This is a genomic window from Herbaspirillum sp. GW822-FHT03A08, assembly GCF_058801885.1.
Genome location: NZ_JBXANR010000002.1, coordinates 195,593 through 220,995, shown reverse-complemented (window position 1 = coordinate 220,995; position 25,403 = coordinate 195,593). Strand labels below are relative to the sequence as shown.

The following is a 25,403-nucleotide window of genomic DNA, read 5'->3' as shown; positions in this document are numbered from 1 at the left end:
AAAATACAAACAATAGCCTTAATTTGTATCTTTTATACAACTACGCTGAGGCAACAAAAACAGCAATGCCCCGGCCGGAAGGAAGGGGCATTGCCTGATGTGGACAGATGACCCGGATGCAGGGAAAACCGGCGAGAAAAACGGGACGCAATCAGTAATGGAAGCGGCACTGGTGCACGATGATGTCGCCGTTCAGACGCTCGAACACTACGCGGTGTTCCGGCGACAGACGCACCGCGCTGAGCCCTTGCAGACCCAGCGGCAGGCTGGTCACCTGATGGCTCGGCAGCGCTTCGCCATGCTTGAGCTTGTGCAGCACCTGGCGGATCTTGCCGGCAAATGCGCTGTCGTTGGCATCCCAGTAGGCGAGATCTTCGGCGGCGCCCGGCGTGAGCAGCAGCTTCATGGCAGGCTCATTCAACGGCAGCCTCGACCAGGTATTCGGCGCGCACCTGCTGCAGGCTCTGCTGCAAGCGCTCCGCATTCACCGAAGTCGCGAACAGGTGGACGATGTCTTGCAGCGAGCGCCAGGTGGACTCCTTCAGGATCATCAGGTTGTCGCTGGAATCGAGTGTCACCAGGATTTCGTCGGAATCTGCCAGCTCCAGCACTTCGTCAACATGGCCGGCCAGATAGTTTGCGCTCAGGGAATACATGCTTACCTCGATTTTCTTGTGTGTTCGGAAGAATTCTTGTCTCCGCCTGCCTCACGACGGCGCAGTGATGCGCGGCGGCGTGACGGCTTTTCCTCTTCGGCCTCGCCGGGTGCCGTGCGCATGGACGAGGTCATCGGATTTTTTGCTGTGCTGCGTATTTGTCTTGTGATCTGTCTTGTGTACTGCTTTGCTCAATAACCGCGATACAGACCTTGCGGGTCGGGATGCTTGTTGTACTCGGCCAGTTCGGCCAGCACCTGGGCGCGAGTCTTGGTGGAGACGAACGGCGGCGCATACGGATAGTCGGCGTCGTTGACGTTCAGTTCACCGCGTGCACGGGCTTGTTCCAGTTCGGCGATGACCTGGGCGCGGGTTTTGGTGGAAACGAATTTCGGCGTGGACGGGTAGTCGGCATCGCTGATGTTGAGCTCGCCGTTGGCGCGGGCCTGGATCAGTTCGGCCACGACTTCGGCACGGGTTTTGGGAGTTGCGGAATGTTGGTTGGGCGCGTCTGCTAGTACGGAACCGCTGAGAACGGTCAAAAAGAGAGCGGCCGCCAATTGATGGATAGCCATTTTTTTCTTTCGTTGATTGACGATGATTAACTGCTGAGCGGCGGACCGATGGTCATGAACATCCTTCGGCCCGCCTATCGATGAAGGGAGTTGAGTACTGCTCATCGATGGACGTACTTTAATCTTTGCCAATAAGAGAATAAATGGTGGCACGGGAAAAACGTTATTCCACAAATAGAAACAATCACCGTAAAGAAATCAGGTATACGCGCGCTCACAGTTTGCTGCGGACTCGTCACGCCCGTGTCATCGGCTGCTCACAGGATTTTTTTGTCATGCGCTTCGCGGAAGTGACTGCTGAAAAAAGACAGCGCCGCGCGCAGATGTTTCCGTGAAAAAACAAATCGGACGCCGGCGCCGCGCGACCGATATGCAAAGAAAGTATCGACGTGCTTCGCCTGCTTGTTGCGCATTACAATACGCGGCTGCTCATTTTTCCTGCGGTATTTTCCTGCCGCTTTTTACCGTCGCCCCATGCTCACCGTCGTCTCCATTCTCACGACCACCGCCTTGTTCAGCCTGGCGATGTTGCTGGTGCTGGGATCGCTCTTGCGATCGCCGGTAGCCGGCGTGCGCGAATGGTTCTTCGCCAATCTGGCGATGGTGGTGTCATTGCCTTTGCTGGCGCTGCGCGGATCGATCCCGGATTTCATTTCCATCGTGATCGCCAACATCGTGCTGTCCGTTGCGGGCGCACTGTATTACGCGGGCTGTGCGCGCTTCCTCGGCCGTCCGATACCGTGGCTGCGCATGGCAACCGGCGTGGTGCTGGTTGGCGTGGCGATGGTGATCTGGCGTTATGTCGATGAGAGCCTGGCCATGCGCGTGGCGGCCAGCACCGCTTTCAACGGCACGGCCTGCGCGGCGATCGGCGTGATTCTGATACGCCATCGGCCCACCGATCGCAGTCCCTACAATTTCTGGTTTGCCGCCGTGCTGGCGATGCTGTTTGCGGCCACGCAGCTGACCCGCGGCGTGTACTTTCTGCTGATGCCGCCGGACCAGTCGGCAGCCATGCTCAACAACATCTGGAACATCGGCCTGCTGACCGTCGGCGCCGTAATCATGCCGACCATGACCATGGTCGCGGTGATGATGGTGCACGACGCCATGCTGTCCAAGGTTGAACACGCGCTGCATCACGACCACCTCACCGGCGCTTTGTCGCGCATGCGATTCGAGAGCGGTGCGCGCGATGCGCTCGCGGCCGCGCGACCGGCTCGTCCGCTGAGCCTGCTGCTGATCGACCTGGATCATTTCAAACGCATCAACGACAGCTACGGCCACGCCGGCGGCGATGAAGTGCTGCGTGCATTCGTGACGATGGTGCGCGGTGTCATGCGCAGCGACGATACGCTGGGACGACTGGGGGGAGAAGAGTTCGGATTGCTGTTGCCGGCGACGCCGCTGACGGACGCTGCGCGCATTGCGGAAACCTTGCGCCTGCAAGCAGAGCAGCACGTGGTGAGCGGCGATTTCGGCAGTTGCCGTTACAGCATCAGCATCGGCCTCGCCACGGCGATCCGCGAAGAAACCCTGGACCGCCTTAGCGCGCGCGCCGACCGCGCGCTCTACATCGCCAAGAACAGCGGACGCAACCGGATTTCGTCAGGGGAAAAGTCCTTGCCGGCGAACGACGGCAAGCACGTCGATAATAGCATCGACAGAAGCGGGGCGCAGGCCTGACGCAAGCGCTGCGTCATCCCGCGCCCCAGTCATGCATTGATCAATCCGCTGCGCGCAGCTTCTTCACTTCTGCATCCGACGGCTGCAGGCTGGCGCCGTCGACATACACGAAGCTGCTCATGATGCCCTTGCCGTCCTTGACGCCGGTACGGCCGACGAAAGCGCCCAGCGTGGACTGGTGATCCTGCGCGCGGTAGGTGATCGTCGCCACCGGCGTCTCTACCTTCAGACCCGAAAACGCCGCCGCCAGCTTGTCGGAATCGGCGCTTCCCGCTTTCTTCAAACCCGCCGCGATCGACATCAGCGCGCTATAACCGACCAGTGATCCGTTGCGCGGATAGTCGTTGTATTTCTTGCGATAGGCGTCAACGAATTTCTTATGCTCCGGCGTGTTGATGGCGTACCAGGGATAGCCGGTGACCAGCCAGTTGCTCGGCGCTTCGGCGCGCAGCGGATCGAGGTATTCCGGCTCCCCCGACAGCATCGACACCACTTCGCGGCCGTCAAACAAACCGCGCGTATTGCCATCGCGCACAAACTTGCCGAGGTCGGTGGCGAACAGCACGTTGAAGATCGCATCCGGCTTGGCATCGGCCAATGCCTGCGTCACCGCGCCGGCGTCGATCTTGCCCAGCGGCGTGGCCTGTTCGGCGACGAATTCGATGTCCGGCTGCGCCGCCTTCATCAGCGTCTTGAAGCTGGCGACGGCGGACTGGCCGTATTCATAATTGGGATAGACGATGGCCCAGCGCTTCTTCTTGAGCCTGGCCGCATCCTTCACCAGCGACGCCACCAGCATGTATGTCGAGGGACGCAAACGATAGGTATATTTGTTGCCGTTATGCCAGACTATCTTGTCGGTCAGCGGTTCGGCCGCAAGGAAAAAAATCTTGCGCTGCTTGGCATAGTCGGTCAGCGCCAGGCCGGTATTGGAGAGAAAGCCGCCGAACAGCAGCGACACCTGCTCGCGCTTGACCAGCTCTTCCGCCACGCGCACCGAATCGCCCGGATTGCCGTTGTCGTCGCGCGAAATCACTTCCAGCTTCTTGCCGAGCACGCCGCCGCTGCCGTTGATTTCTTCCAGCGCCATTTCCCAGCCCTGACGGTACGGTTCAAGGAAAGCAGGCTGCGCCTTGTAGCTGTTGATTTCGCCGATCTTGATGGTGGTTTGCGCCGAAGCGCTGGCGGAAAAACTGCCGGCGCCGAAAGCAACGGCCGCCGCAGCGATGGAGAACTGCAATGAATAACTGAAATAGTTGAGGCGATTGCGCGAAGTCATGATGTCCTTCCCTGTAAAGACGACAAGTATAGCGAGCGTCGGCAAAAAGCACATGAAACCGGCATTACCGCCAATCCGACACTATCGGGATGGCGCGATTGCGAGAACCCACCCGCGCAAGTATCATGGCGGAGTTTTGGTGCTCGCAATCAGATTCCTTGATTGCAGTTAAACGGGAAACACGCGCTGCAGTCCGGTAACTATCCGATGACTCGATGACTGCAGCGGCAAACGTGTGCTGTCCCCGCAACGGTAAAACAGGCGCCGTGCAGGATGTTGCTGCATGGCAGGTTGTCTCCATAGTCCACTGTGCCGCTTGATGTTTCAGGCATGGGAAGGCGAGGCGATCGGTTCTGTTAGCCCGGATACCGGCCAGAACGGATGGAAGCGAGCGACCGGGGTATGTCGTGAACTGCGAAGCACTGCACACGACTACCGCATCTGAAATCCGCTGCACCGCACCCTCCGGCTCTTGCCCAAGGCGACCGGTTCGTTGCGTTTGTCACGCCCGATGTCCGTCCGCAAGTCTTCGCTTTTCACTCTTACTCTTGTTTGCCAGCTTCCTTTGATCACAGCGCGCGGGGATGCGCGCCGTACAAAAACAGAGCGCCATCACGCAACGCGGACATGGCGCTCATCAAAGGGAAGGTCACATGAAACACTCTGCATCACTATGCGCGGGCAAACTGCGCCACTTGTTCAATTTGCCGCGTCTGTCGTATGCCGTCGCCGGCACCTTCGGCACGCTCGCCGCACTCGATGCCGCATCCGCGGCGGCGCAAACGGCCGAAAAAGCATCCTTGCCGGAGATCACCGTCTCGGCGCCCGACAATAGCAGCACGCTTAAAACGCCATCGACCGCCGGCGGCCGCCTCAACCTGACGCCGCTGGAAACGCCTGCCAGCGTCGCCGTCATCATGGGCGACACGATCCGCGAACGCGGCTATCAGACCCTGCTCGACGCCGAAACGCGCGCGCCCGGCATCACCTCGGTGCCGTTCTCCGGCAACGGCAACAACTCGCTGTCGGCACGCGGTTTCTACGGCCCGAATTCGATTTCGCAGCTGTACGACGGCTTGCAGCTGTATAACGCCGGCGGCGTGGTGACCTTCCCGACCGATCCGTGGAATGTCGAACGCGTGGAATTCCTCAATGGCCCGGCATCGGTGCTGTACGGCACCGGCTTCGTCGGCGGCGCGGTCAACGTGGTGCCCAAGCGGCCCGATCTGAAACAGCAGTCCAACGAAGTGCAATTTTCGGCCGGCTCGTTCGGCACCTATCGCAAGGCCTTCGACAGCACCGGCCCGCTCAGCGACACGCTGGCGTATCGCCTCGACGTCAGCCATATCAATTCCGACGGCTGGATGGACCGCGGCCGCAGCGACAGCCTGACCGTCTCCGGCTCGCTGCTGTGGAAGGCCACCCGCGACCTGACGCTGACGCTGGCCAACGACTACGCCGACATCCATCCCGGCAGCTACGAAGGCACGCCCATCGTCAACGGCGCCATCGTGCCGGGCACCCGCTTCAAGAACTACAACGTCGACGACGCCCAGGTGCGCTTCACCGAAAACCGCACCTATCTGCGCGCCCGCTACGAGCTCAGCGACAAGGTCGTACTCAATAACGACATCTACCTGATCAAGCACGACCGCCGCTACAAGGAAACCTATACCTACACGTACAACCCGGCCACCGGCAACGTGGCGCGCTCCAACTACCGCGACATCGTCGGCGCGCAGACGCAATACGGCGATCACGGCTATGCCACCATCGACAGCGAACTGTTCGGCAACAAGAACCAGCTGGTGGTCGGCTTCGACTTCAACCGCTCGCTGTACGACCGCAACGACAACACCAACACTTCCGGCAACTTCGCCGGATCGAGCACGGTCAATGCGCTCAACTTCAATCCGGGCGTCTTCTCGCAAGGCAACTCACCGTCTATCCGCGCCCTGTATCGCGTCACGGTCGATCAGGCCGGCCTGTTCCTCCAAGACCGCTATCAACTGAGCAAGCAATGGGCCGTCACCGGCGGTCTGCGCGGCGACAACTATCAGACCAAGCGCGATGATTTCATTACGCTGACCAGCGCCAACGGCAATCAGAATGCGATATCGTGGAATACCGGCGTGGTCTTCACACCTGTCGCCGACACCTCGCTTTATGCGCAATACGCCGTCGCCTCGGATCCGGTCACGTCGCTGGCGAGCATCAGCGCGTCGCAAATGCAGTATGGCGTTTCCAAGGGCAAGCAGGCTGAAGTCGGCGTCAAGCAAGCCTTGTGGAACGGCCGCGTGGAGTGGACGCTGGCGGCTTACCGCATCATCAAGAACAACCTGCTGGCGCCGAACATCAACAACGTGTCGATTTCCGATACGGTCGGCCAGCAGTCCTCACGCGGTCTGGAAGGCTCGCTGACTTTCAAGGTGAACGACGACTGGCGCGTGGAAGCCAATGCGTCGGTGCTGCAGGCGCGCTTTGACAACTTCACCGCCTCGGTCGGCGGCAAAGCGACTTCGCTGGCGGGATATCGTCCGCAGTTCGTGCCGAAGCGCACCGGCAATCTGTTCGTGCTGTGGAACGTCACGCCGCAATGGGAAGCTCGCACCGGCGCCCATTATGTCAGCGACCGCTACTCGGACAATACCGATCAGTCGCGTCTGCCGGCCTACACCGTGCTCGACGCCGGCCTGGCGTGGAAGGTGTCGCCGAAGCTGAAGTTCGACTTCCGCATCGACAACCTCGCCGACAAAGTCTACGCAGCATCGACCTATGCCGGCACGGCGACCCAGTGGATCCTGGGTGCACCGCGCACTTACACCATGACCATGAACTATGCGTTCTGATCGCATTGATCAATTGATACGTGGACAACAACTGCGGGGGCTGCGGTCCTTGCAGTTGTTTCTCCTATTCATATTGCTGACGTGGGCGACGCTGAGTTACGCGCAAGCAGATCGCCACAGTCTCACCTTCCATGACGATGTCGGCCGTGAACTGACACTCAAGACACCGCTGAAACGCGTCGTCGTCTTCAACCGCTACACCACGGAATTCGTGCGCGCCGTCGCCGGCATGCAGCCGGTGGTCGGCGTCGACATCGACTCCGCGCGCAGCCACAGCTACTGGCCGACGGTGACGCCGGCCATGCTGGCGGGTCAGGGCCAGACCAGCCCCAACTACGAAGCCATCGTCGCGATGCAGCCGGACGCGGTCTTTTTCCCGCGCAACAGTGACTGGCAAAAGGCGGCCACCGTGCTTGGCCGCTTCGGCATCCCTGTGGTAGTGGTCACCGCCTGGGACGTGCTCAAGCACGAAGAAAACGTCACGCTGTTCGGTAAGCTGTTCGAGCAGCCGCAACGCGCGGCCAAACTCAACGCCTTCTATCGCCACTACCGCGACCTGCTGGCGCAACGTTTGCAGAACCTGCCGATGGCGCAGCGCAAGCGCGTCTACATCGAAGAAGTCGGTGCCTACAAGACGCTGCTCAAAGGCTCAGGCTGGCATGACATGGTGGAGATCGGCGGCGGCATCAATGTCTTCGGCGATGTTCGCATTCTGAATCAATCCTCGGCGCGCGGCAGCGTGCAAGGCTTCAGCGTCGATCCCGAAGAAATCATCGCGCGCCGTCCCGATGTCATCGTGAAACTGGAGCCGGGACAGTACGAACCGCACGGCCGCGCGTTCTCTTCGCAAGTGCTGGAGGCCGTCGCTGCACGTCCCGGTTTCGACCGCTTGCCGGCGGTGCGCAATGGGCAGGTTTATCACATTAGCTATTACCTGGCCGGTGGCTGTTCCAAGATCATCGGCGCACTGCAAATCGCCAAGTGGCTGTACCCGGATCGCTTCAAGGACGTCGACCCCGATCAGGTGATGCGCACGTGGCTGGAGGACTTCCAGCAGGTGCCGGCGCCGGGCGGGTATACCGCATCGCTGGCGGAGTTGCGCAAATGAGCGGCGCCATGTCTGCAAAATTCCTTGCATCGCGTCAGGTCTTGCTGCATGCGCTGCAACGCCAGCGCTGGCGCAATCGTCTGGCGATGCTGGCCGGCGTGCTTTTGCTGATTGCCGCGATGACGGTATCGGGTGCGCTGGGCGTGCAAAAGCTGAGTCTCGCGACCAGCTTGCGCGGCTTGTTCGCTCCCTTGCTGCCGTCAGCCTGGCTGACGGATATTCCAACGTGGCAGATCGGATTGCTGCAGCAACTGCGCCTGCCGCGCATCGTCATGGCAGTCATCGCCGGCGCCGGTCTGGCGCTGGCCGGTGTCGCCATGCAAGGCATCACGCGCAATCCGCTGGTCAGCCCCTACACCGTCGGCATCTCGCCCGCCGCCGCCTTCGGCGCATCGCTGGCGATACTCTCAGGTGCAACCAGCACTTGGAGCGGCCCTTATCTGACCGTCGCCGCTGCCTTCGCCAGCGCCGTGCTGTGCGCGACGCTGGTGCTGGCCTTCTCGGCCCTGCGTGGTGTCAGCGCCACGATGCTGGTGCTGGGCGGCGTCGGCCTGACCTATCTGTTCAGCGCACTGACGGCGAGCGTGCAATTCGTCGCCACCGAACAGCAACTGTCGGCCATCGTGCAATGGACCTTCGGCTCGCTCAACGGCAGCACCTGGAATGAAGCCGCCATCGCCGGCGGCGTGCTGCTGCTCGGCGCGCCCTTGCTGCAATGGCATGCATGGGCATTGAATGCATTTGCAGCAGGCGGCGACGACATCGCCGCCTCGCTGGGTTTCGCCGTCGGCCGCGTGCGTGCCGTCGTCACCATTGTCGCCGTGATGATCACTGCGGCGGTGGTCAGCTTCACCGGCGTGATCGGCTTTGTCGGACTGGTGGCGCCGCACATCGCGCGCCTCCTGATCGGCGGCGACCATCGCTGGCTGCTGCCCTTCTCCGCCATCGTCGGCGCGTTGCTGGTACTGTTGTCGGACATGGCGGGACGCCTGCTGTTTGCGCCGGTGATCATCCCGGTCGGCATCGTGGTGGCCTACGTCGGCGTGCCGCTGTTCTTGCATCTGTTGCTGTCGAGCCGGCACAAGGCGGTGCTGTGATGTTTAACGTTACCGGATTGCGTTACCGCCACGGCGATCGCCTCATCCTCGACAATATCGACCTGCAAGTCGGCGCCGGTGAAGTCGTCTGCCTGGTCGGGCCGAATGGGGCGGGAAAAAGTACGCTGCTCAAGTGCGTCAATCGCATCCTGCCGTCGCAACACACAGGCATGACACTTGATGGCGTGAACTTGCAGGACATGTCGCGCCGTGATCTCGCGCGCGCGGTCGCTTATGTACCGCAACACACCGGCTCGGCCATGTCGCTGCGCGTGGCCGACATGATCGCACTCGGCCGCACACCACATCGCACGTGGAACAGCAGCGAACAGGATCGCCGCACCGTGCTCGATGCGATCGAGCGCCTCAAACTGCAAGCACTGGCCATGCGCTCCTACGACGAACTCAGCGGCGGCGAACGCCAGCGCGTCTTACTGGCGCGCGCCCTGGTGCAGCAAGGACGCCTGTTGCTGCTGGACGAACCGACCAGCGATCTCGACCTGCACCATCAGCTGGAAGCCATGGCGGCCGCACGCGAAATCGCCGACACCCGAAACAGCGGCATACTGATCGCTATCCACGACCTGGGACTGGCCAGCCGTTTTGCCGACCGTCTGGTGATGCTCAGGGAAGGCCGCATCGTCGCGCAAGGGCATTGGCGCGAAGTATTGACGCCACAACATATCGAGGCAGTCTACGGTGTCAGCGCACGCATCGGCAGCGATGGCGATATTCCCTACGTCATTCCGATGCGCGCCTCGTCCGAGTCATGAACGCTTTCCGCAAACTCCTGATCGCATCCGACCTGCCGGCCTGTTCCACCGGCGCCACGCAGGCACGTCCCCAACGTGCATGCGCCGTTTTTTCATTTATTTAAAATGCGCCGACGTAGTTTTCCGCCAATGCCGTCGACAAGGCGCGTGAATTGACGACATTCTCCAGCTCGGCGCGCTGAATCTGTTGCTGGAACGGCGAGGCATCGTCAAAGGTATGCAGCATGCTGGTCATCCACCACGAGAAGTACTCCGCGCGCCAGACGCGCTTGAGTGCGATTTCCGTATAGGCGTTTAACTTGTCGTTGCTGCCCTTCTTGTAGAAATCATCCAGCGCGCGCGACAGCACCTTGACATCGCCGACGGCCAGATTCATGCCCTTGGCGCCGGTCGGCGGCACGATGTGCGCCGCATCGCCGGCCAGGAACAGACGGCCATGCTGCATCGGCGTCGAGACGAAACTGCGCATGCCGATGATGCCCTTCTGAAAAATTCTGCCCTCTTTAAGACGCCAGCCGTCGCTGCTCTCAAGCCGCGTGTGCAGCTCGCTCCAGATGCGGTCATCGGACCAGTTGTTGACGTCGTCTTTCGGATCGCACTGAAAGTACAGGCGCTGCACCGTCGGCGAGCGCGTACTCACCAGTGCAAAACCGCGCTCGTGCTGCGCATAGATCAGCTCATCCGACGAGGGTGCCGACTCCACCAGGATACCGAACCAGCCGAAGGGGTAGATACGCTGATAATCCTGACGCACGCCTTCCGGAATCTGCGGACGCGACACGCCATGAAAACCATCGCAGCCGATCACGAAATCGGCCTGCAATTGCTGCGCCGCTCCCCCATGCATGAAACTGACCGAAGGCGTATCGGTCTGGACATCCTTCGGCACGACCTCGCTGACTTCAAACAGCAATTGTCCCTGCGCCGCCAGACGCGCTGCGACCAGATCCTTGATGACCTCATGCTGGGCATAGACGGTAATTGCCTTGCCTGTCAGCTCCGTCAGGTCGATGCGATGACGGCGTCCGCCAAAGGCCAGTTCGATGCCGCGATGCAAAGCGCCTTCCTTGCGCATGCGTTCTCCGACGCCGGAGCCGGTAAGAATGTCCATGGTGCCCTGCTCCAGCACGCCGGCGCGAATGGTCGCTTCGATGTCGGCACGGCTGCGGCTTTCGAGTACGACGGACTCGATACCTTGCAGATGCAATAAATGGGACAACAGCAAACCGGCGGGGCCGGCGCCGATGATGGCGACTTGGGTACGCATGAGATATCTCCTGTTAGTAATCTTTTTATATGTCTGCATCGTAGTCCGCGAAGCATCAGGAAAGAATGGATGAATCTGAAAATTACTTGTACTATTTTGACACTCACAATTCTTCCAACGACGTCGCCATGGCAAGCAAAAATCCCGTTACACGCACGAGCGAAGTACCGCAGTTTTCTCTGTACGGCGAGGCTGTGCGCAGCGAAGGTGCGGAATTCGTCCATATCGAGTTGATAGAAACGCGTAGCCGCATCCATGACTGGCATATCGCCAGGCATACACATCGCGGCCTTTTTCAGGTACTTTTTTTAATGTCGGGCCATGTACGCGCCGAGGTGGAAGATGAGGTCTGGGAACGCGAAGGGCCGGTCGTCATCACCCTGCATCCGTCGGTCGAACATGGCTTCGACTTCTCGGAAGAAGCCGTAGGCTTCGTGTTGACGGTCGACCAGAACGTGGTGTTTTCGGTCGGCGAGAGCAAGGATGCCGGCTTGCATAGCGATATTTTTTCAGCGCTGTTTCTGCAGCCGCTGGCGATCGATCTGTCGGGTGTACCGGAGATCCGAGAACGCCTCGAAGCTATCCTGCGCCATCTCATCGCAGAATCGGCGTGGCCGCTGTTCGGTCACACGTTGATGCTGGAATGGCTGGCGCGCAGTGTGCTGCTGCTGCTGGTGCGGCTGGAAGCGGATCATCGTTCCGCAGATTTGTCGGGACGTAACGATTTTGAATTGTTCAGCCGCTTTCGCACGCTGGTTGAGGCGCATTACAAGCAACAGTGGCTGGTCGGCGCCTATGCGGATCAATTGCATGTGACGCCAAGCCGCTTGAACCGCTTGTGCCTGAAGCTGGCCGGACAGTCGGCGTTTGACATGACGCAACACCGGCTGATGCTGGAGGCGTGCCGCAAGCTGACATATGTGCCGTCCAGCGTGGCGACGATTGCTTATGAGCTGGGGTTTCAGGATCCGGCTTATTTCAGCCGCTTGTTCAAACGACATGTGGGGATGTCGCCCAAAGAGTTCCGCAATGAGAATTCGAAATCCTGAACCTGAATAAGGTCAGAAGAAAAGTCAGAAAAAAACGGAAGAGGCAACAACCGGCGGATGGAGCGTCATGCCTTCACAAATCCAATACCAGTATCCCCGTCCTGGCCCGCGAGACACAAGGCATGAACCAGAGATTGGAGGCCTTTTCCTTGTCGCTCAGGAATCCGTCCCGATGATCTGGCACTCCTTCGATCACCCCAGTCTGGCAAGTCCCGCAGACACCGACTTCACAAGAACAATCAACTTCGACTCCCGCTGCCTGCAGACAGGTCAAAGCGGTTTTGCCGGCGGGCACCGCGATCTCGCGCCCTTCTCTCAGGCGGACCACAAAAGCCGTGTCGCCTGCCTCGGCAACGGGGGCAGAGAACGATTCCTTATGTACCTGCGACGCGCTCAGCCTGACGGTAGCCAGATCAACAACCGTCGTCATGAACGGCCCGGGCCCACAGGTATAAGCATGCGTATCGTCCGCAACATTCTCCAGTGCGAAAGAGATGGCGAGGCCGGTCTGTTCTGCCGACAACCCGGCATGAACGGAGACGTGGCGAGCCAGCGGCGTCCCGATCAGTTCATCCCGAAACGCAATACTTTCTTCATCGCGCACAAAATAGTGCAGATGAAATTTCATCCCCTGACGCAACAAGGCATATGCCATCGATAGCACAGGTGTAATCCCGATGCCACCGGCAAACAGCAGGTGTGAGCCAGCAGCATCAGCCAGAGCAAAAGCATTGCGCGGAATGCCGATCTGCAGGGAGTCGCCCTCTTTTGCCTCTGCATGCAGCCAGGCTGAGCCGCCGCGTGACTGCGGCTCCTGTTTGACCGCGATGCGGTAGCGTTCGGATGAAAGCTGGTCGCAGCACAATGAGTATTGACGCACCAGACCATTGCCGAGCGTGACGTCAATGTGCGCACCTGGTTGATACGAAAGAAGCGTGTCGCCCGGGGAAGCGCGCAGCTCAAAGATGCGAATGCCGGCGCCGCTGTTGCGGATGGCGGAGATAATGACGTTCATGATGGCGGTACGTAAGCGACCACGCCGCAGGACGACACGGCAGTGATCAATCAACAGGGGAAGCGAGCACGCCGCTTAGCGCCATTTACGGCGAGGCGCGGCGCGCTCATGGTAAGTGCCGGGTTCAGGCCGCCTGTTCTGCCTGCTGGCTGAGCATGGTGACGATGCGGCGTGCGCGGTTGGCGCCGGCGTCGACGTGGATGTCGATCATCGATGCGTTTTGAAACTGGCGCATGTTGCGATACTGCGCTTCAATGATGACGCGGTCTTCTTCGAAAGTGGCGGCGGTCTGCTGATAGACCACTTCCAGGTTATCCGGCGCATCGGGATGCGACGAGCTGGCCATGGTCCAGAAGTAGTGCGAGGTGGTCTCGGTCTCCGGCGTGATGCCGTGGAAGCCGCGCATGTGGAAGCCGCCGCGATCCGGATCTTCCAGCGACTCCGTATCGGCGTCGACCGCGCCGGTGAAGATGTTGAGATGCGTGACATGGAAGTCGATTTCCTGCCAACGGTCGATCTTGCCCTTGAACGGCCATGCGGCAGTGTAAGTCGCCGGCGGCTGCGAGGCTTTCATCCAGCGTACCACGCGCACATTGTCGCCATCGCAGGTGACATTGGTCGGCGCTTCCATGTGCGTCCTGGCGTTGCCGCCGATGGTCTTGGTATGGACGTAGCCAACATGGCTGAGATCGAGCAGATTGTCGTGGATCAGCTGATACGGCGCGTCGTAGTGAAACACGCCGCCCTTGTACTTGTAGCGTGGATTGTCGTGGGCGGCGATTTCGGGCGGACGGCTGACCGGCTGGCTATCAGGGGTTTCACCCAGCCAGAGCCAGATGATTTCATTGCGTACGGCAACCTGATAAGCCTTGACGCAGGCCTTGCCGGGAATCTTGACCTGGCCGGGGATTTCGATGCACTGGCCGCTCGGCGCATACAGCAGGCCGTGGTAGCCGCAGCGGATGCCGCCGTCTTCGAGCGATCCGCACGACAGCGGCACGCTGCGGTGGCAGCAGCGGTCTTCCAGCGCAGCGACTTCGCCTGATTCGGTGCGGAACATGACGACCGGGCGATTAAGCAGGGTACGGGCCAGAGGCTTGTCCTGCAGCTCCCAGACAAAGCCGGCGACGTACCATTGATTCAGTGGAAACATGATGACTCCTTTCATTGAGACTGGAACGCATCTCACGTCTGTCGATGAGGTGCATTTCCGTTACTTGGCCGGATCCTTGACGTTGTCGTAGCGGTCGATTTCGGTGGCGACGTATTTACCGTTCTGTTTGTCGATGCGCCGGATGTAGATGGTCTGCACGATGTCGTTGGTCTTGTCGTCGATGGCGACCGTGCCGCGCGGACTTGGGGCGTTGTAGCCCTTGACCGCATTCATGAAGGCCGTGCCGTCGGTGTTGCCGCTGGTCTTGGTCAGCGTTTTGGCGATCAGCGCCATGGCGTCATAGGCGGACACCGACAGGAAGTTCGGCTTGAAGCGGCCGCCCACGGTTTGCGAAAAGGCTTCCAGGAATTTGGCGTTGTCGGCGCCGGGACGCGAGAACGAATAGAAGCCGGCGGTGTAAATCCCCAACATCGAATCGCCACCCATGCTCAGCACATCTTCATCCGCCCAGCCCTCGCCGCCGAGAAAGCGGATGCCGGCCTTGTCCAGTCCCTTTTCCTTGTAGGCCTTGATGAACGACACCATCGGCTGGCCGTTGGGTAGAAACACGTGGATGGCATCCGGTTTCTCGTCCTTGATGCGTTGCAGGTAGGCGCTGTAGTCAACGGTCGTCAACGGCACGCGTACCGAGCTGGTGACCGTGCCGCCCAATGCTGTGAAGGTCTTGGTGAACCAGGTATCGGCGTCCAGTCCCGGCGCATAGTCGGAGACGATCGAGAACACGCGGCGCGAGCCGGTCTTGTAAGCCCATTCGGCCAGCGGCTTGACCGACTGCGCGATAGTGTAGGAAGTACGGGTGATGAAAGGTGACTTGGTGGTCACGGCAGACGAGGCGGCATTCATGACGACCATCGGCTTCTTCGCCTTGTCGACCACAGCGGCGACCGCCATCGCGTTGGGTGTGAAAACGAAACCGGTGATGATGTCGGCGTTGTCGCGGCTGATCAGTTCGGTGGCGAGCCGTTTGGCGACATCGGCTTGCGGCCCGGTGTCGTCCTTGTAGATGATGTGCAGCTTCTTGCCGGCGACGGTGTCGCCGTGCAGGCGCAGGTAAGTGTCGATGCCGGCTTTCATCTGTTCGCCGCTTTGTGCAGCGACGCCGGTCAGCGAAGTAATGACGCCGATACGGATGGTCTGGTCGGCGGCAATCGCCGTACCGGCAGTGGCGCAGAATGCCAGGCTCAGGGCAAGGCAGCACAGCGCGCGCTTGGATTGTTGCATGTTGAAGTCTCCTGTAGTTGTTATCCGGCATGTCGTGGTGAAGTGCTGCATGCCTTGTTCAGTCTGAGCCTGCGCGGAAATTTATTTCCCTTCCAGCTGATGTTGAGCGATCATACCGAAGCGAAATTATTTGAAAATAGAATTTTCTGCATAATATTTATTCGACTTTCGAATACAGGAAAAATGCAGAAAGCCGCAAGGAGGAAGACACGCATGGCCAGCTTCGACATGAACCTGTTGCCGATCGCCCTGGCGATCTATGAGGAACGCAGCGTCAGCGCTGCTGCGCGCAAGCTCAACATGAGCCAGCCCGCCGTCAGCGTGGCATTGAACAAGCTGCGTACTGCGCTCGGCGATCCCTTGTTCGTGCGCACCTCGCATGGCATGGAGCCGACACCGCGCGCACTGACGCTCATCAGCCCCACGCGCGACATCCTGCAGCGCATCCATACCGACGTGCTGGCGAGCGAGGTGTTCAATCCCGCCACGACCAGCCGCAAGTTCACGATTGCCTTGTCGGATATCGGTGAGATGACTTTTCTGCCGAAGGTGCTGGATCGCTTCCGGCGCGATGCGCCGGGCGCGTCGGTGGCGTCGGTATCGATGACGCCGCTGGAATTGAACATGGCGCTGGAGAACGGCGAGGTGGATCTGGCGGTGGGATATTTTCCCGATCTGAAGAACCGCAACCTGTTTCAGCAACGGCTGTTTTCACATGACTTCATCTGCCTGCTGCGCGCCGATCATCCTATCCGTTCGCGCAAGATCTCCATGGAACAGTTTCTGAAACTGGGGCATGCGGTAATCAGGGCGGAAGGACGCAGTCAGGAGTTGTTCGAGCAGCTGTTGATCAAGAAGAAAATCCAGCGCCGCATCGTGCTGTCGACGCCGCACTTCATGTCGATTCCCTTTTTGATCGCGTCATCGGATCTGGTGGTGACGGTGCCGCGCGCGGTGGGCGCTTCGTTTGCGCAGTTCTCCAACATCCGGCTGGTGGAACCGCCGCTGGAGATTCCGACCTTCGATCTGCGCCAGCATTGGCATCGCAAATATCACAAGGATGGCGCCAATGTCTGGCTGCGCTCGATTCTGGCGGAGATGTTTTCCGGCGACTGAGTTTATTCGGGGTCGGCGGCTGCCGGCTTGATACTGGCCAGCGGGGCACGGCTTTCGGTATTGTTGCCGCGCACCAGTTTATCGAGCAGATGCATGAACTGCTCTTGTTCTGCGGCTGCCAGCGGCGAGAGCAATCGTTTGCGCAGACGTTGCGCGGCAGGAATCAGGTCGCTCAGCATCTGCTCGCCGGTAGGCGTGATATTGAGTGCGCGTTGGCGCCGGTTGTGCGGGATCACCTTGCGCACCAGCAAGCCCTTTTCTTCCAGCCGCACGCAGACGGTGGCGCCGGTCGAAGTATCGATGCCGACCAGGCCGGCCAGCGTCACCTGGTCAATGCCAGGATGGTTGGACAAGGTACGCAAGATCGCATATTGCACCGGCGTAATGTCGCCGCCCAGTTCATCGAGAAAGATCGAGACCGAAATCTGTTGTGCACGTCGCAACAAGTGGCCGGGATGTTCATAGAGATCGATCAGTTGGCTCTCTTGTGCCGGCGTTTGTACCTTTTGTGCTTGTTGCGTTGTGCTTGGACGAGGCATGGTTGTCGGTTATGCAAAAAGACGAGTCGTTAAGCTTTGTAGTGTATCCGTTGCGGTGTTGCGCTACGCATTTTTGACGCAGCGCGCAATCAAAAATACAAAATAAATTCGAAATTGGGTTTACATCGCCGTGCAGTTGGAGGATACTTTTCTCAAACATTCAGTACACTGAATATTAAATCGAAGAACAAAGTAGCAGAGACCCGACAGTCCCACAGACAGGCTGCGGTACAAGAACATGGTCGTTGGTGCAGGCACTTTTTGCACCGGATGAAAAGTAGAAATCACCGATGTTTTGCAGGCAGACGCCACGCCCTTGATGCGCCGTCGCCCAGACATCGCCACGTACCCACGTTTCACGAATTTGCATCACCGAACAATGGAAGTTCCTGAGGAGGAGAAGACATGTTTCCAAAAAACACCTGGTACGTCGCCTGTACCCCTGACGAAATCGCCGACAAGCCGCTGGGACGCCAGATCTGCGGCGAGAAGATCGTGTTCTATCGCGGCGCCGAAGGCAAGGTCGCGGCGGTGGAAGATTTTTGCCCGCACCGCGGCGCGCCGCTGTCGTTGGGTTTTGTGCGCGACGGTCAGCTGGTCTGCGGCTATCACGGCCTTGAGATGGGTTGCGACGGCAAGGTCATCAGCATGCCGGGCCAGCGCGTGCGCGGTTTTCCGTGCATTCGCAGCTTTCCGGTGGTGGAGCGTTACGGCTTCATCTGGGTCTGGCCCGGTGAAAAGGAACTGGCTGATCCGGCGCAGATTCATCATCTCGAATGGGCCGATAATCCTGAGTGGGCCTATGGCGGCGGCCTGTATCACATCAATTGCGAATACCGCCTGATGATCGACAACCTGATGGACCTGACACATGAAACCTATGTGCATGCGTCCAGCATCGGCCAGAAGGAAATCGACGAAGCGCCGGTCAACACCAGAACCGAAGGCGACGAAGTCATCACCAGCCGCTTCATGGAAAACATCATGGCGCCGCCGTTCTGGCGCATGGCCCTGCGCAGCAACGGCCTGGCGGACGATGTACCGGTCGATCGCTGGCAGATCTGCCACTTCACGCCGCCCAGCCACGTCATGATCGAAGTCGGCGTGGCGCATGCCGGCAAGGGCGGCTATGACGCCGATCCGAAATACAAGGCATCGAGCATCGTGGTCGATTTCATCACGCCGGAAACCGAAACCTCGCACTGGTACTTCTGGGGTATGGCGCGCAACTTCAAACCGCAAGACGCAGAACTGACCGCAGCCATCCGCGAAGGCCAGGGCAAGATCTTCGGCGAGGATCGCGACATGCTGGAAATGCAGCAGCAAAACATCCTCAAGCATCCGGAACGCAAGCTGCTGATGCTCAACATCGACGCCGGCGGCGTGCAGTCGCGCCGTCTGCTCGACAAGTGGATGACAAAGGAACAGCCATCTGCGGTCACCGCGAACGCTGCGTGATCCGGCATCTATATTGAATTGCGGAAGCGACCCGGAGCGGTCGCTTCCGTCGTTGCGCGAAACAGCGGCAACGAACATCGACAGTTTCAGCAGAGAACGCCATGAGCCAGTTACAAGTCAAAGTCATCAGCAAGACCGTGGAAGCAGAAGACATCGCCAGTTTCGAACTGGCCGGTGTCGACGGCAAGCCGCTGCCGCCCTTCAGCGCCGGCTCGCACATCGACGTGCATATCCGCAACGGCCTGATTCGCCAGTATTCCCTTTGCAATCCGCCGCATGAAAGCCATCGCTATCAGATCGGAGTCTTGCGCGACGCCAAATCGCGTGGCGGTTCGCTTGCCATGCACGGCGACATCCACGTCGGCGATGTGCTGACCATCAGCGAACCGCGCAATCATTTTCCGCTCACGCAGGCAAAGCGTACCCTGCTGCTGGCCGGCGGTATCGGCGTCACGCCCATCCTGTGCATGGCCGAACGCCTCGCCGCCACCGGCGCCGAATTCGCCATGCATTACTGCGCGCGTTCGCCGGAGCGTATGGCCTTCCGCGACCGTATTGCCTCATCGAATTTTGCAGAACGCGTGGTGTATCACTATGACAGCGGCGCCGACGAGCAGAAACTCAAACTGGCTGAGATGATCGCTACGCCGGATGCCGACACTCATATTTATGTCTGTGGCCCGGGCGGCTTCATCGATCATGTCGTCAATACAGCAAAGGACAAGGGCTGGCCGTCGGCGCAGGTGCATCTGGAATACTTCGGCGCGGTGCCCGTCGAGACCGATGGCGACGCTGCATTCGACGTCAAGATCGCCAGCAGCGGCCAGGTCTTCACGATCCCTGCCGGCGAGACCGTGATCAAGATTCTTGCGGACAATGGCGTCGACATTCCCGTTTCGTGCGAACAAGGTGTGTGCGGCACCTGCCTCACGCGCGTGCTTGACGGCGTGCCGGATCACCGCGATCTGTATCTGACCGATGAAGAGCGCGCCGCCAACGATCAGTTCACCCCTTGCTGTTCCCGCGCCAAAAGCGCCTTGCTGGTTCTGGATGTCTGACCTGCTTGTGCGTTCGACCCATTTGATAACTAAAAAGAGAGAGAGACAAAAATGCCCGACACCATCAATACCCAACGCCGCCAGATTTTACTGGGAGGCGCCGCCGCATTGGCAGCCGGCATGTTGCCGTTATCTGCCTTTGCCGCGGATCCGATCAAGGTGGGCCTGATCGTGCCGATGTCCGGCCCGTTCGCCTCTACCGGTCGACAGATCGAAGCCGCAGTCAAACTGTACCAGCAGAAATACGGCGACACCGTGGCCGGCCGCAAGGTTGAAATTCTGTTGAAGGATGACGGCGGCCTGTCGCCGGACGTCACCAAACGCCTGGCGCAGGAACTGGTGTCGCGCGACAAGGTGCAGGTGCTGGCCGGGTTCGGCCTGACACCTTTGGCGTTGGCAGCCGCCCCCATCGCCACGCAAGCCAAGGTGCCGATGATCGTCACTGCGGCGGCGACTTCCATCATCCCGCAACGCTCGCCGTACATCGTGCGCACCGGTTTCACCTTGCCTCAAGTGACAGCGCCGCTGGCGAGCTGGGCCGCGAAAAACAAGATCAAAAGCGTGGTCACCTTCGTCAGTGACTACGGTCCGGGCATCGATGCCGAGAAAGTATTCGTCAAGACCTTCACCGATGCCGGCGGCAAAGTTGTCGAGAGCCTGCGCGCACCGCTGCGCAATCCCGACTACGCACCCTTCCTGCAACGCGTAAAAGACGCCAAGCCGGAAGCGCTGTTCGTCTTCGTCCCTTCGGGCGAAGGAGCCGCCGTGTTGAAGCAGTTCACCGAACGTGGTCTGGCTGCTGCGGGTATTCGTCTCATCTGCACCGGCGACGTTCTCGACGACGACCTGATGGCCAGCATCGGCGCCGCCTCTAACGGCGTGGTCAGCAGTCACCACTATTCGGCCGCGCATCCTTCGCCGCTGAACAAGGAATATGTTGACGGCGTTGCCAAGGCCAACAAAGGCATGCGCGCGAATTTCCACTCGGTCGGCGGCTACGACGGCATGCATCTGCTGTATGAGGCGCTCAAGAAAACCAACGGCGACACCGACGGTGAAAAACTGCTTGCGGCCATGAAGGGCATGAGCTGGGAAAGCGTGCGCGGTCCGGTGACGCTGGATGCCACGACACGCGACATGGTGCAGAACGTCTACATCCGCAAGGCAGAGCAGCGCGGCGCCGAGTACTACAACGTCGAATTCGACAAGGTCGAAAATTTCAAGGATCCGGGCGTCTGATCGTCTGACAGCGAGTTCTACTGAAATAAAAAAGCCTGGTTCGTGTGATGCGAACCAGGCTTTTCATTTGCGAACCGAAAGTTACAAGGTTTGAATGAAATCCGCCACCAATTCGGCAAACGCCTGCGGCTGTTCAATCGCGCTCACATGTGAGGCGTCCTTGATCACTGCCAGCGTCGCGCCGCGGATGCCGCTGACCAGCGTCTCCGACATCGACAACGGCGTGCCCTGATCGAGCTCACCGGCGATCACCAAGGTCGGCGCATTGATCTCGCCCAGGCGCGCTGTCGTATCGACCGTACCGACGGCGTTACAGCAGCCGACATAGCCGGCGGCGTCGGTGCTGGTCAGGCGTTCGCGGAAACGCGTCACCGTGGACGCATTCTCGGCGCGGAAACGATCATGGAAATAGCGGCCCATCACGGCATCGGCAATCGCTTCGATGCCTTGTTCGCGCACAGTGACGATGCGTTGCTGCCAGGCTTGCTGTGCCACGTCGGGATAAGACGATGTGGTATTGGCCAGCACCAGCGCGCGCACCAGCGAGGGATGGCGCAAGGCCAGCTCCTGACCGACCATGCCGCCCATGGACAGGCCGATCCAGATCACCGGACCGGTGTCGAGGTCGCGCAGCATCTGCGCGGCGTCGTCGGCCAGCTCGGCCATGCTGTAGAGACCGTCTGCTTTCTCCGAACTACCGTGGCCTCGATGATCATAGGTGATGACTTTGCAATCCGCAGACAGCTGGTTGGCAAGCGCGTCCCACATCATCAGGTCGCAACCGATGGCATGGCTGAGTACGATGGTGTGGCGCGGCGCCTTGCCGTTGCGCGGTGTGCGCACGCTGTAATGCAGCGATGGCGAACCACTGCTGCGGCCTTCCTTGCCGATGCCGGAGTGGAAGGTATCGGCCGGCTTCATTGGCGCCACGGTGTAACCGATCTGTTCGCCGACTTCGCGCAGGATCTGCTGTGCATGCGAGAAAGCGGTATTGCCTGCCGGTACGCCGGCATAGATTGCCGACTGAATCAGGACTTCCTTCATTTCATCGGGCGTCAGGCGAGTTGCCTGATCACCGAGCAGACCGGCGCGCACATGCAGCTCAAACTCTTCCCAGCGGCCCAGTGCGATGGTGATCGCCAGCACGATGATGCGGCGGGTCTTGTGATCGAGACCGGGACGGCCCCAGATTTCGTTCCAGGCAAAGCGTGTGATCAGGTTCTGAAATTCGGCATTGAAGTTGGTGGCATTGCTTACCGAACGGTCTACCCAGGCGTCGCCAAGGACGCTGCGGCGGTTGCGCATACCGCGCTCAAAATCGTGATCGAGGGGATCGTAGCTCATGGTTGTCTCTCGTTATCTGGTTATCTCGTTATGGAAATGGGATGAATGGCTGCACAACTAGCGGCTGTCTTGCTGCAAGGACTTCAATTGGCGCTCCGCCAGCGTGCGCGCCGCACCGGTGGCATGCACCGGATCGAACAGATCCTGAACCTTGCCGATGTCGACCTGCTTGCTCAGTTGCGGATCGTCCTTGATTGCCGCAGTGAGCGCGTCGGCCAGCTGGCCTTGTGCCGCCACCACTTGCTGCGTCAATTTTTCCAGCAAGGCATGCGCGTTCGGGCGGCCGATGGCGCTCGCCAGATAAATGGACGCCGCTTCGGCAAACACCAGGCCTTGCAGCGCATCGATATTGCGGCGCATGCGGCGTGTGTCGACAATGAGTCCGGCGAATGCTTCGTTGAGCGCCTTGATCGCGCCATGCGCACCGAGGAACAAGGCCGGCCACCCTGCCAGCTCGGCCTGCCAGTTGCCGAGACCGCGCTCGTGCTGCTGTCCCATGGCGGCGAGCAAGGCAGCTGCGTGTTGCGGCGCGCGGTTGGCGGCGGCCAGAGCGATCATCGACGATACCGGATTGCGTTTGTGCGGCATCGCCGATGAGCCGCCACGACCGTTGCCGGACGGTTCGGCCAGCTCGGCGATCTCACCCTGCGCCATGAGGCTGAGGTCGGTCGCCAGTTTGCCGAGGCTGCCGGTCAGTACGGCGACTTCCATTCCCAGACGCATCCATTCGTCGCGCTGCGTGTGCCAGGCGGCGTCGGCGACCTTGAGCTGCAAGGCGTCGGCCATGCGTTGTGCGACGGCAGGACCTTTGTCGCCGAGTACGGCGAGCGTGCCGACCGCGCCGCCAAGTTGCAGTTGCAGTGCGCGCGCGGATTGCGCTTGCAGCTGTTCGCGTGAGCGCATCAGCGGCGCTGCCCAGCCGACCAGCTTGAAGCCGAAGCTGGTGACCTGCGCCGGCTGCATCAGCGTGCGCGCCAGCACCGGCGTGGAGAGATGCTGCTCAGCCAGTCTCAGCAGTTGCGAAGTCAACTCGGCGAGACCGTCATCGATCAGCTTCAGCGCTTCCCGCGTGGCCAGCACCATCGCAGTATCCAGAACGTCCTGGCTGGTGCTGCCCCAGTGCACGTGCGTGGCGGATTCCTGGTTATAGAGTCCGACGGTCTTGGTGAGCTCCTTGACCAGCGGAATCGCCAGCGCACCGGCGCGGCGGCCGGCCTGGATGATAGCGGGGATATCGTAGAGCTGGGCATTGCAGACGCTGGCGATGGTGCGCGCAGCGGCTTCGGGAATCACCCCCTCGGCGGCTTCGGCATTGGCCAGCGCTGCTTCGAAATCGAACATCGCCTGCGCGATGGACGCATCGTCGAAGACCTTGATCATCTCCGGCGTGGTCAAAAAACTGTCGAATATGGAAACGCTCACATGGACTCCGTTGTAGTCGGTAAAACGCATACGGGACTCGGTGGAGCTTATCCACGAGTCCCCATGCTTTCAGGATAAGCCCGTTTTCAGACGTAATCGAAGAATACGGTTTCCTGTGCGCCCTGCATGTTGATGTTCCACTGATAGGAACCGTCCGCCTGTTTTTTCGCAATCAAGGTATCACGGCGTTGCTGCGGCACCTGTACCAGGATTTCCGACTGCGACAATCCGGCATCATCTTCCAGGAAGACGGCAGTGAACTGATGCTTGGTCAGGCCGCGGGCAAACACGGTGACATACGCAACCGGCTTGCCGGCCGTGGCAGCTTGCGGGAGGGTGATCTGCAGGCTGAAACCGCCTTCGTCATTGCTCGGCACGCGACGATAACCTGGGATGGCGTGTGCGGTCTCCACCGGCGCGCTGTCCGGCATCCATGTCTCCACCCATGCATCATTGATGGCGACGCCGTCGCCGTCGAAGATCGCGCCCTTGACGACGATCTTCGGCGCGCTGCTTTCCACGTTGGCGGTCATGTCGACAGCCCAGCGCCAGGCTTCGTGCGGGAACGGACCGATGGTTTGTGAGGTTGTGATTTTGCTTGTCATAGTAGTCCCCGATTCCTTAAAGACCCATCGGCGTGGCATTACGTCCGCGCAGCACGATGTCAAATTCATAGCCGAGCATCTTGTCGTCGACGGTCTCGTCCAGGCTGAAGCGCGAGATCAGACGCTGACGCGCAGCGTCGTCCGGAATGCTCTGAAAAATCGGATCGTACTCAAACAGCGGATCGCTGGGGAAATACATCTGCGTCACCAGACGCTGCGCGTATACATTGCCGAACATCGAGAAATGGATGTGCGCAGGACGCCATGCCTTGTGATGGTTGCCCCACGGATAAGGTCCCGGCTTGATGGTGACGAAACGATAGCGGCCGTTGTCGTCGGTAAGCATCTTGCCGAAACCGGTGAAATTGGGATCCAGCGGCGCATCGTGCTGGTCGCGCTTGTGCCAGTAGCGGCCGGCGGAATTGCATTGCCACACTTCCAGCAGCGAATTTCGCACCGGCTTGCCGTCTTCATCGAGCACGCGGCCGGTGACGACGATTTTCTCGCCGAGCGGCTCGCCCTTGCCTTGCGCGGTCATGTCCATGTCATGCGGCAGGATCAGCTTGGGCGAAGCAAACAAGTTGGTCGTCGTTGCCGCCGCCGCGTTGATGCGCAACGGCGCCTGCGTCGGACCGCGCTTGACGGTGGATTTGTAGGGAGGGTAAATCAGCTCCGGATAAACGCCGGATTCGACTACGTCGAAGTTCATGGGGTCTCCTTGAAAATAAGCGGCAGAACACGGCCGGCATTTCGGCTGTATCGCCTTTTTCCCGGGATCGCTCCCGGCGTTTCTGTGCGAATAACGTGCCGCGTTGTTTTGTTCTGTCCGAATCATAGGCAAGTAAAGTACTTGCTACAAGGCTGCCTGTGACA

Annotated in this window: 24 protein-coding genes and 1 riboswitch; of the genes, 10 read left to right on the top strand and 14 right to left on the bottom strand. The window is 60.0% G+C overall.

The window, feature by feature from the left end; all coding sequences use genetic code 11:
* Positions 1 to 151 precede the first annotated feature (151 nt).
* The 4 genes from AC1RN6_RS06015 to AC1RN6_RS06000 all read right to left on the bottom strand — a co-directional run bounded on the left by AC1RN6_RS06015 (position 152) and on the right by AC1RN6_RS06000 (position 1,644).
* Positions 152 to 406, bottom strand: a complete 255-nt coding sequence (locus AC1RN6_RS06015) for a type II toxin-antitoxin system YoeB family toxin (RefSeq protein ID WP_493003839.1) — start codon at positions 404 to 406, stop codon at positions 152 to 154.
* A 7-nt stretch (positions 407 to 413) separates the two neighbouring features.
* Complete coding sequence (locus AC1RN6_RS06010; protein ID WP_493003838.1) at positions 414 to 656, bottom strand: type II toxin-antitoxin system Phd/YefM family antitoxin; 243 nt, start codon at positions 654 to 656, stop codon at positions 414 to 416.
* 191 nt (positions 657 to 847) lie between these two features.
* Positions 848 to 1,231 (bottom strand): DUF4148 domain-containing protein, encoded by a 384-nt coding sequence (locus AC1RN6_RS06005; RefSeq protein ID WP_493003836.1) that lies wholly within the window; start codon positions 1,229 to 1,231, stop codon positions 848 to 850.
* Between the two features lie 257 nt (positions 1,232 to 1,488).
* Positions 1,489 to 1,644 (bottom strand): hypothetical protein, encoded by a 156-nt coding sequence (locus AC1RN6_RS06000; protein ID WP_493003835.1) that lies wholly within the window; start codon positions 1,642 to 1,644, stop codon positions 1,489 to 1,491.
* Positions 1,645 to 1,705: 61 nt separating this feature from the next.
* Between AC1RN6_RS06000 and AC1RN6_RS05995 the strand changes: the two genes are divergently transcribed.
* Entirely contained in the window at positions 1,706 to 2,917 is a 1,212-nt protein-coding gene (locus tag AC1RN6_RS05995) for a GGDEF domain-containing protein (protein ID WP_493003833.1), read from the top strand.
* A gap of 40 nt (positions 2,918 to 2,957) precedes the next feature.
* Here the strand turns inward: AC1RN6_RS05995 and AC1RN6_RS05990 are convergent, their stop codons facing one another.
* The gene (locus AC1RN6_RS05990; protein WP_493003831.1) at positions 2,958 to 4,196 is read right to left on the bottom strand and encodes an ABC transporter substrate-binding protein; all 1,239 of its coding nucleotides are present in this window, start codon (positions 4,194 to 4,196) and stop codon (positions 2,958 to 2,960) included.
* Between the two features lie 120 nt (positions 4,197 to 4,316).
* Positions 4,317 to 4,587: riboswitch (cobalamin riboswitch) on the top strand.
* Between the two features lie 262 nt (positions 4,588 to 4,849).
* Here AC1RN6_RS05990 and AC1RN6_RS05985 point away from each other — a divergent pair.
* From AC1RN6_RS05985 to AC1RN6_RS05970, 4 genes are read left to right on the top strand one after another with little or no spacing between them, the layout of a single operon-like run.
* Complete coding sequence (locus AC1RN6_RS05985; RefSeq protein ID WP_493003830.1) at positions 4,850 to 7,045, top strand: TonB-dependent receptor; 2,196 nt, start codon at positions 4,850 to 4,852, stop codon at positions 7,043 to 7,045.
* A 49-nt stretch (positions 7,046 to 7,094) separates the two neighbouring features.
* Positions 7,095 to 8,153 carry an ABC transporter substrate-binding protein gene (locus AC1RN6_RS05980; RefSeq protein WP_493003828.1) on the top strand — a complete coding sequence of 353 codons (1,059 nt, stop codon included), beginning with the start codon at positions 7,095 to 7,097 and terminating at the stop codon, positions 8,151 to 8,153.
* A gap of 8 nt (positions 8,154 to 8,161) precedes the next feature.
* Positions 8,162 to 9,250 (top strand): FecCD family ABC transporter permease, encoded by a 1,089-nt coding sequence (locus AC1RN6_RS05975; RefSeq protein ID WP_493003827.1) that lies wholly within the window; start codon positions 8,162 to 8,164, stop codon positions 9,248 to 9,250.
* On the top strand, positions 9,250 to 10,023 hold the full coding sequence (locus tag AC1RN6_RS05970) for an ABC transporter ATP-binding protein (protein ID WP_493003825.1): 774 nt from the start codon (positions 9,250 to 9,252) through the stop codon (positions 10,021 to 10,023). The genes AC1RN6_RS05975 and AC1RN6_RS05970 overlap by 1 nt, the downstream gene beginning before the upstream one ends.
* A 100-nt stretch (positions 10,024 to 10,123) precedes the next feature.
* Here the strand turns inward: AC1RN6_RS05970 and AC1RN6_RS05965 are convergent, their stop codons facing one another.
* The gene (locus AC1RN6_RS05965; RefSeq protein ID WP_493003824.1) at positions 10,124 to 11,290 is read right to left on the bottom strand and encodes a 4-hydroxybenzoate 3-monooxygenase; all 1,167 of its coding nucleotides are present in this window, start codon (positions 11,288 to 11,290) and stop codon (positions 10,124 to 10,126) included.
* 128 nt (positions 11,291 to 11,418) lie between these two features.
* Between AC1RN6_RS05965 and AC1RN6_RS05960 the strand changes: the two genes are divergently transcribed.
* Positions 11,419 to 12,339 (top strand): helix-turn-helix domain-containing protein, encoded by a 921-nt coding sequence (locus AC1RN6_RS05960; protein WP_493003822.1) that lies wholly within the window; start codon positions 11,419 to 11,421, stop codon positions 12,337 to 12,339.
* A 73-nt stretch (positions 12,340 to 12,412) separates the two neighbouring features.
* On the opposite strand, the gene AC1RN6_RS05955 is transcribed toward AC1RN6_RS05960, so the two are convergent.
* From AC1RN6_RS05955 to AC1RN6_RS05945, 3 genes are all read right to left on the bottom strand, one after another.
* Positions 12,413 to 13,354 carry a PDR/VanB family oxidoreductase gene (locus AC1RN6_RS05955; RefSeq protein WP_493003821.1) on the bottom strand — a complete coding sequence of 314 codons (942 nt, stop codon included), beginning with the start codon at positions 13,352 to 13,354 and terminating at the stop codon, positions 12,413 to 12,415.
* 124 nt (positions 13,355 to 13,478) lie between these two features.
* Entirely contained in the window at positions 13,479 to 14,507 is a 1,029-nt protein-coding gene (locus AC1RN6_RS05950) for a Rieske 2Fe-2S domain-containing protein (protein WP_493003819.1), read from the bottom strand.
* A gap of 60 nt (positions 14,508 to 14,567) precedes the next feature.
* Positions 14,568 to 15,749, bottom strand: a complete 1,182-nt coding sequence (locus tag AC1RN6_RS05945) for an ABC transporter substrate-binding protein (RefSeq protein ID WP_493003818.1) — start codon at positions 15,747 to 15,749, stop codon at positions 14,568 to 14,570.
* 213 nt (positions 15,750 to 15,962) lie between these two features.
* Here AC1RN6_RS05945 and AC1RN6_RS05940 point away from each other — a divergent pair, with 213 nt between their 5' ends.
* The gene (locus tag AC1RN6_RS05940) at positions 15,963 to 16,865 is read left to right on the top strand and encodes a LysR family transcriptional regulator (RefSeq protein ID WP_493003816.1); all 903 of its coding nucleotides are present in this window, start codon (positions 15,963 to 15,965) and stop codon (positions 16,863 to 16,865) included.
* Between the two features lie 2 nt (positions 16,866 to 16,867).
* Here the strand turns inward: AC1RN6_RS05940 and AC1RN6_RS05935 are convergent, their stop codons facing one another.
* Positions 16,868 to 17,404 (bottom strand): MarR family winged helix-turn-helix transcriptional regulator, encoded by a 537-nt coding sequence (locus tag AC1RN6_RS05935; RefSeq protein ID WP_493003814.1) that lies wholly within the window; start codon positions 17,402 to 17,404, stop codon positions 16,868 to 16,870.
* A gap of 405 nt (positions 17,405 to 17,809) precedes the next feature.
* Between AC1RN6_RS05935 and AC1RN6_RS05930 the strand changes: the two genes are divergently transcribed.
* The 3 genes from AC1RN6_RS05930 (at position 17,810) to AC1RN6_RS05920 (ending at position 21,159) form a co-directional block, all read left to right on the top strand.
* Positions 17,810 to 18,862: an aromatic ring-hydroxylating dioxygenase subunit alpha gene (locus AC1RN6_RS05930; protein WP_493003813.1), complete on the top strand. Its 1,053-nt coding sequence runs from the start codon at positions 17,810 to 17,812 to the stop codon at positions 18,860 to 18,862.
* 101 nt (positions 18,863 to 18,963) lie between these two features.
* A complete protein-coding gene (locus tag AC1RN6_RS05925; RefSeq protein ID WP_493003811.1) occupies positions 18,964 to 19,920 on the top strand; it encodes a PDR/VanB family oxidoreductase in 957 nt (318 codons plus the stop codon).
* Positions 19,921 to 19,971: 51 nt separating this feature from the next.
* Positions 19,972 to 21,159: an ABC transporter substrate-binding protein gene (locus tag AC1RN6_RS05920; protein ID WP_493003810.1), complete on the top strand. Its 1,188-nt coding sequence runs from the start codon at positions 19,972 to 19,974 to the stop codon at positions 21,157 to 21,159.
* Positions 21,160 to 21,240: 81 nt separating this feature from the next.
* Here the strand turns inward: AC1RN6_RS05920 and pcaCD are convergent, their stop codons facing one another.
* From pcaCD to pcaH, 4 genes are all read right to left on the bottom strand, one after another.
* Positions 21,241 to 22,503 carry a bifunctional 4-carboxymuconolactone decarboxylase/3-oxoadipate enol-lactonase PcaCD gene (pcaCD, locus tag AC1RN6_RS05915; RefSeq protein WP_493003808.1) on the bottom strand — a complete coding sequence of 421 codons (1,263 nt, stop codon included), beginning with the start codon at positions 22,501 to 22,503 and terminating at the stop codon, positions 21,241 to 21,243.
* A gap of 57 nt (positions 22,504 to 22,560) precedes the next feature.
* Positions 22,561 to 23,925, bottom strand: coding sequence for a lyase family protein (locus AC1RN6_RS05910; protein ID WP_493003806.1), 1,365 nt, complete (start codon positions 23,923 to 23,925; stop codon positions 22,561 to 22,563).
* Between the two features lie 86 nt (positions 23,926 to 24,011).
* Entirely contained in the window at positions 24,012 to 24,530 is a 519-nt protein-coding gene (locus tag AC1RN6_RS05905; RefSeq protein ID WP_493003805.1) for a peptidase associated/transthyretin-like domain-containing protein, read from the bottom strand.
* Positions 24,531 to 24,546: 16 nt separating this feature from the next.
* Positions 24,547 to 25,239 (bottom strand): protocatechuate 3,4-dioxygenase subunit beta, encoded by a 693-nt coding sequence (gene pcaH / locus AC1RN6_RS05900; protein WP_493003804.1) that lies wholly within the window; start codon positions 25,237 to 25,239, stop codon positions 24,547 to 24,549.
* Positions 25,240 to 25,403 lie beyond the last annotated feature (164 nt).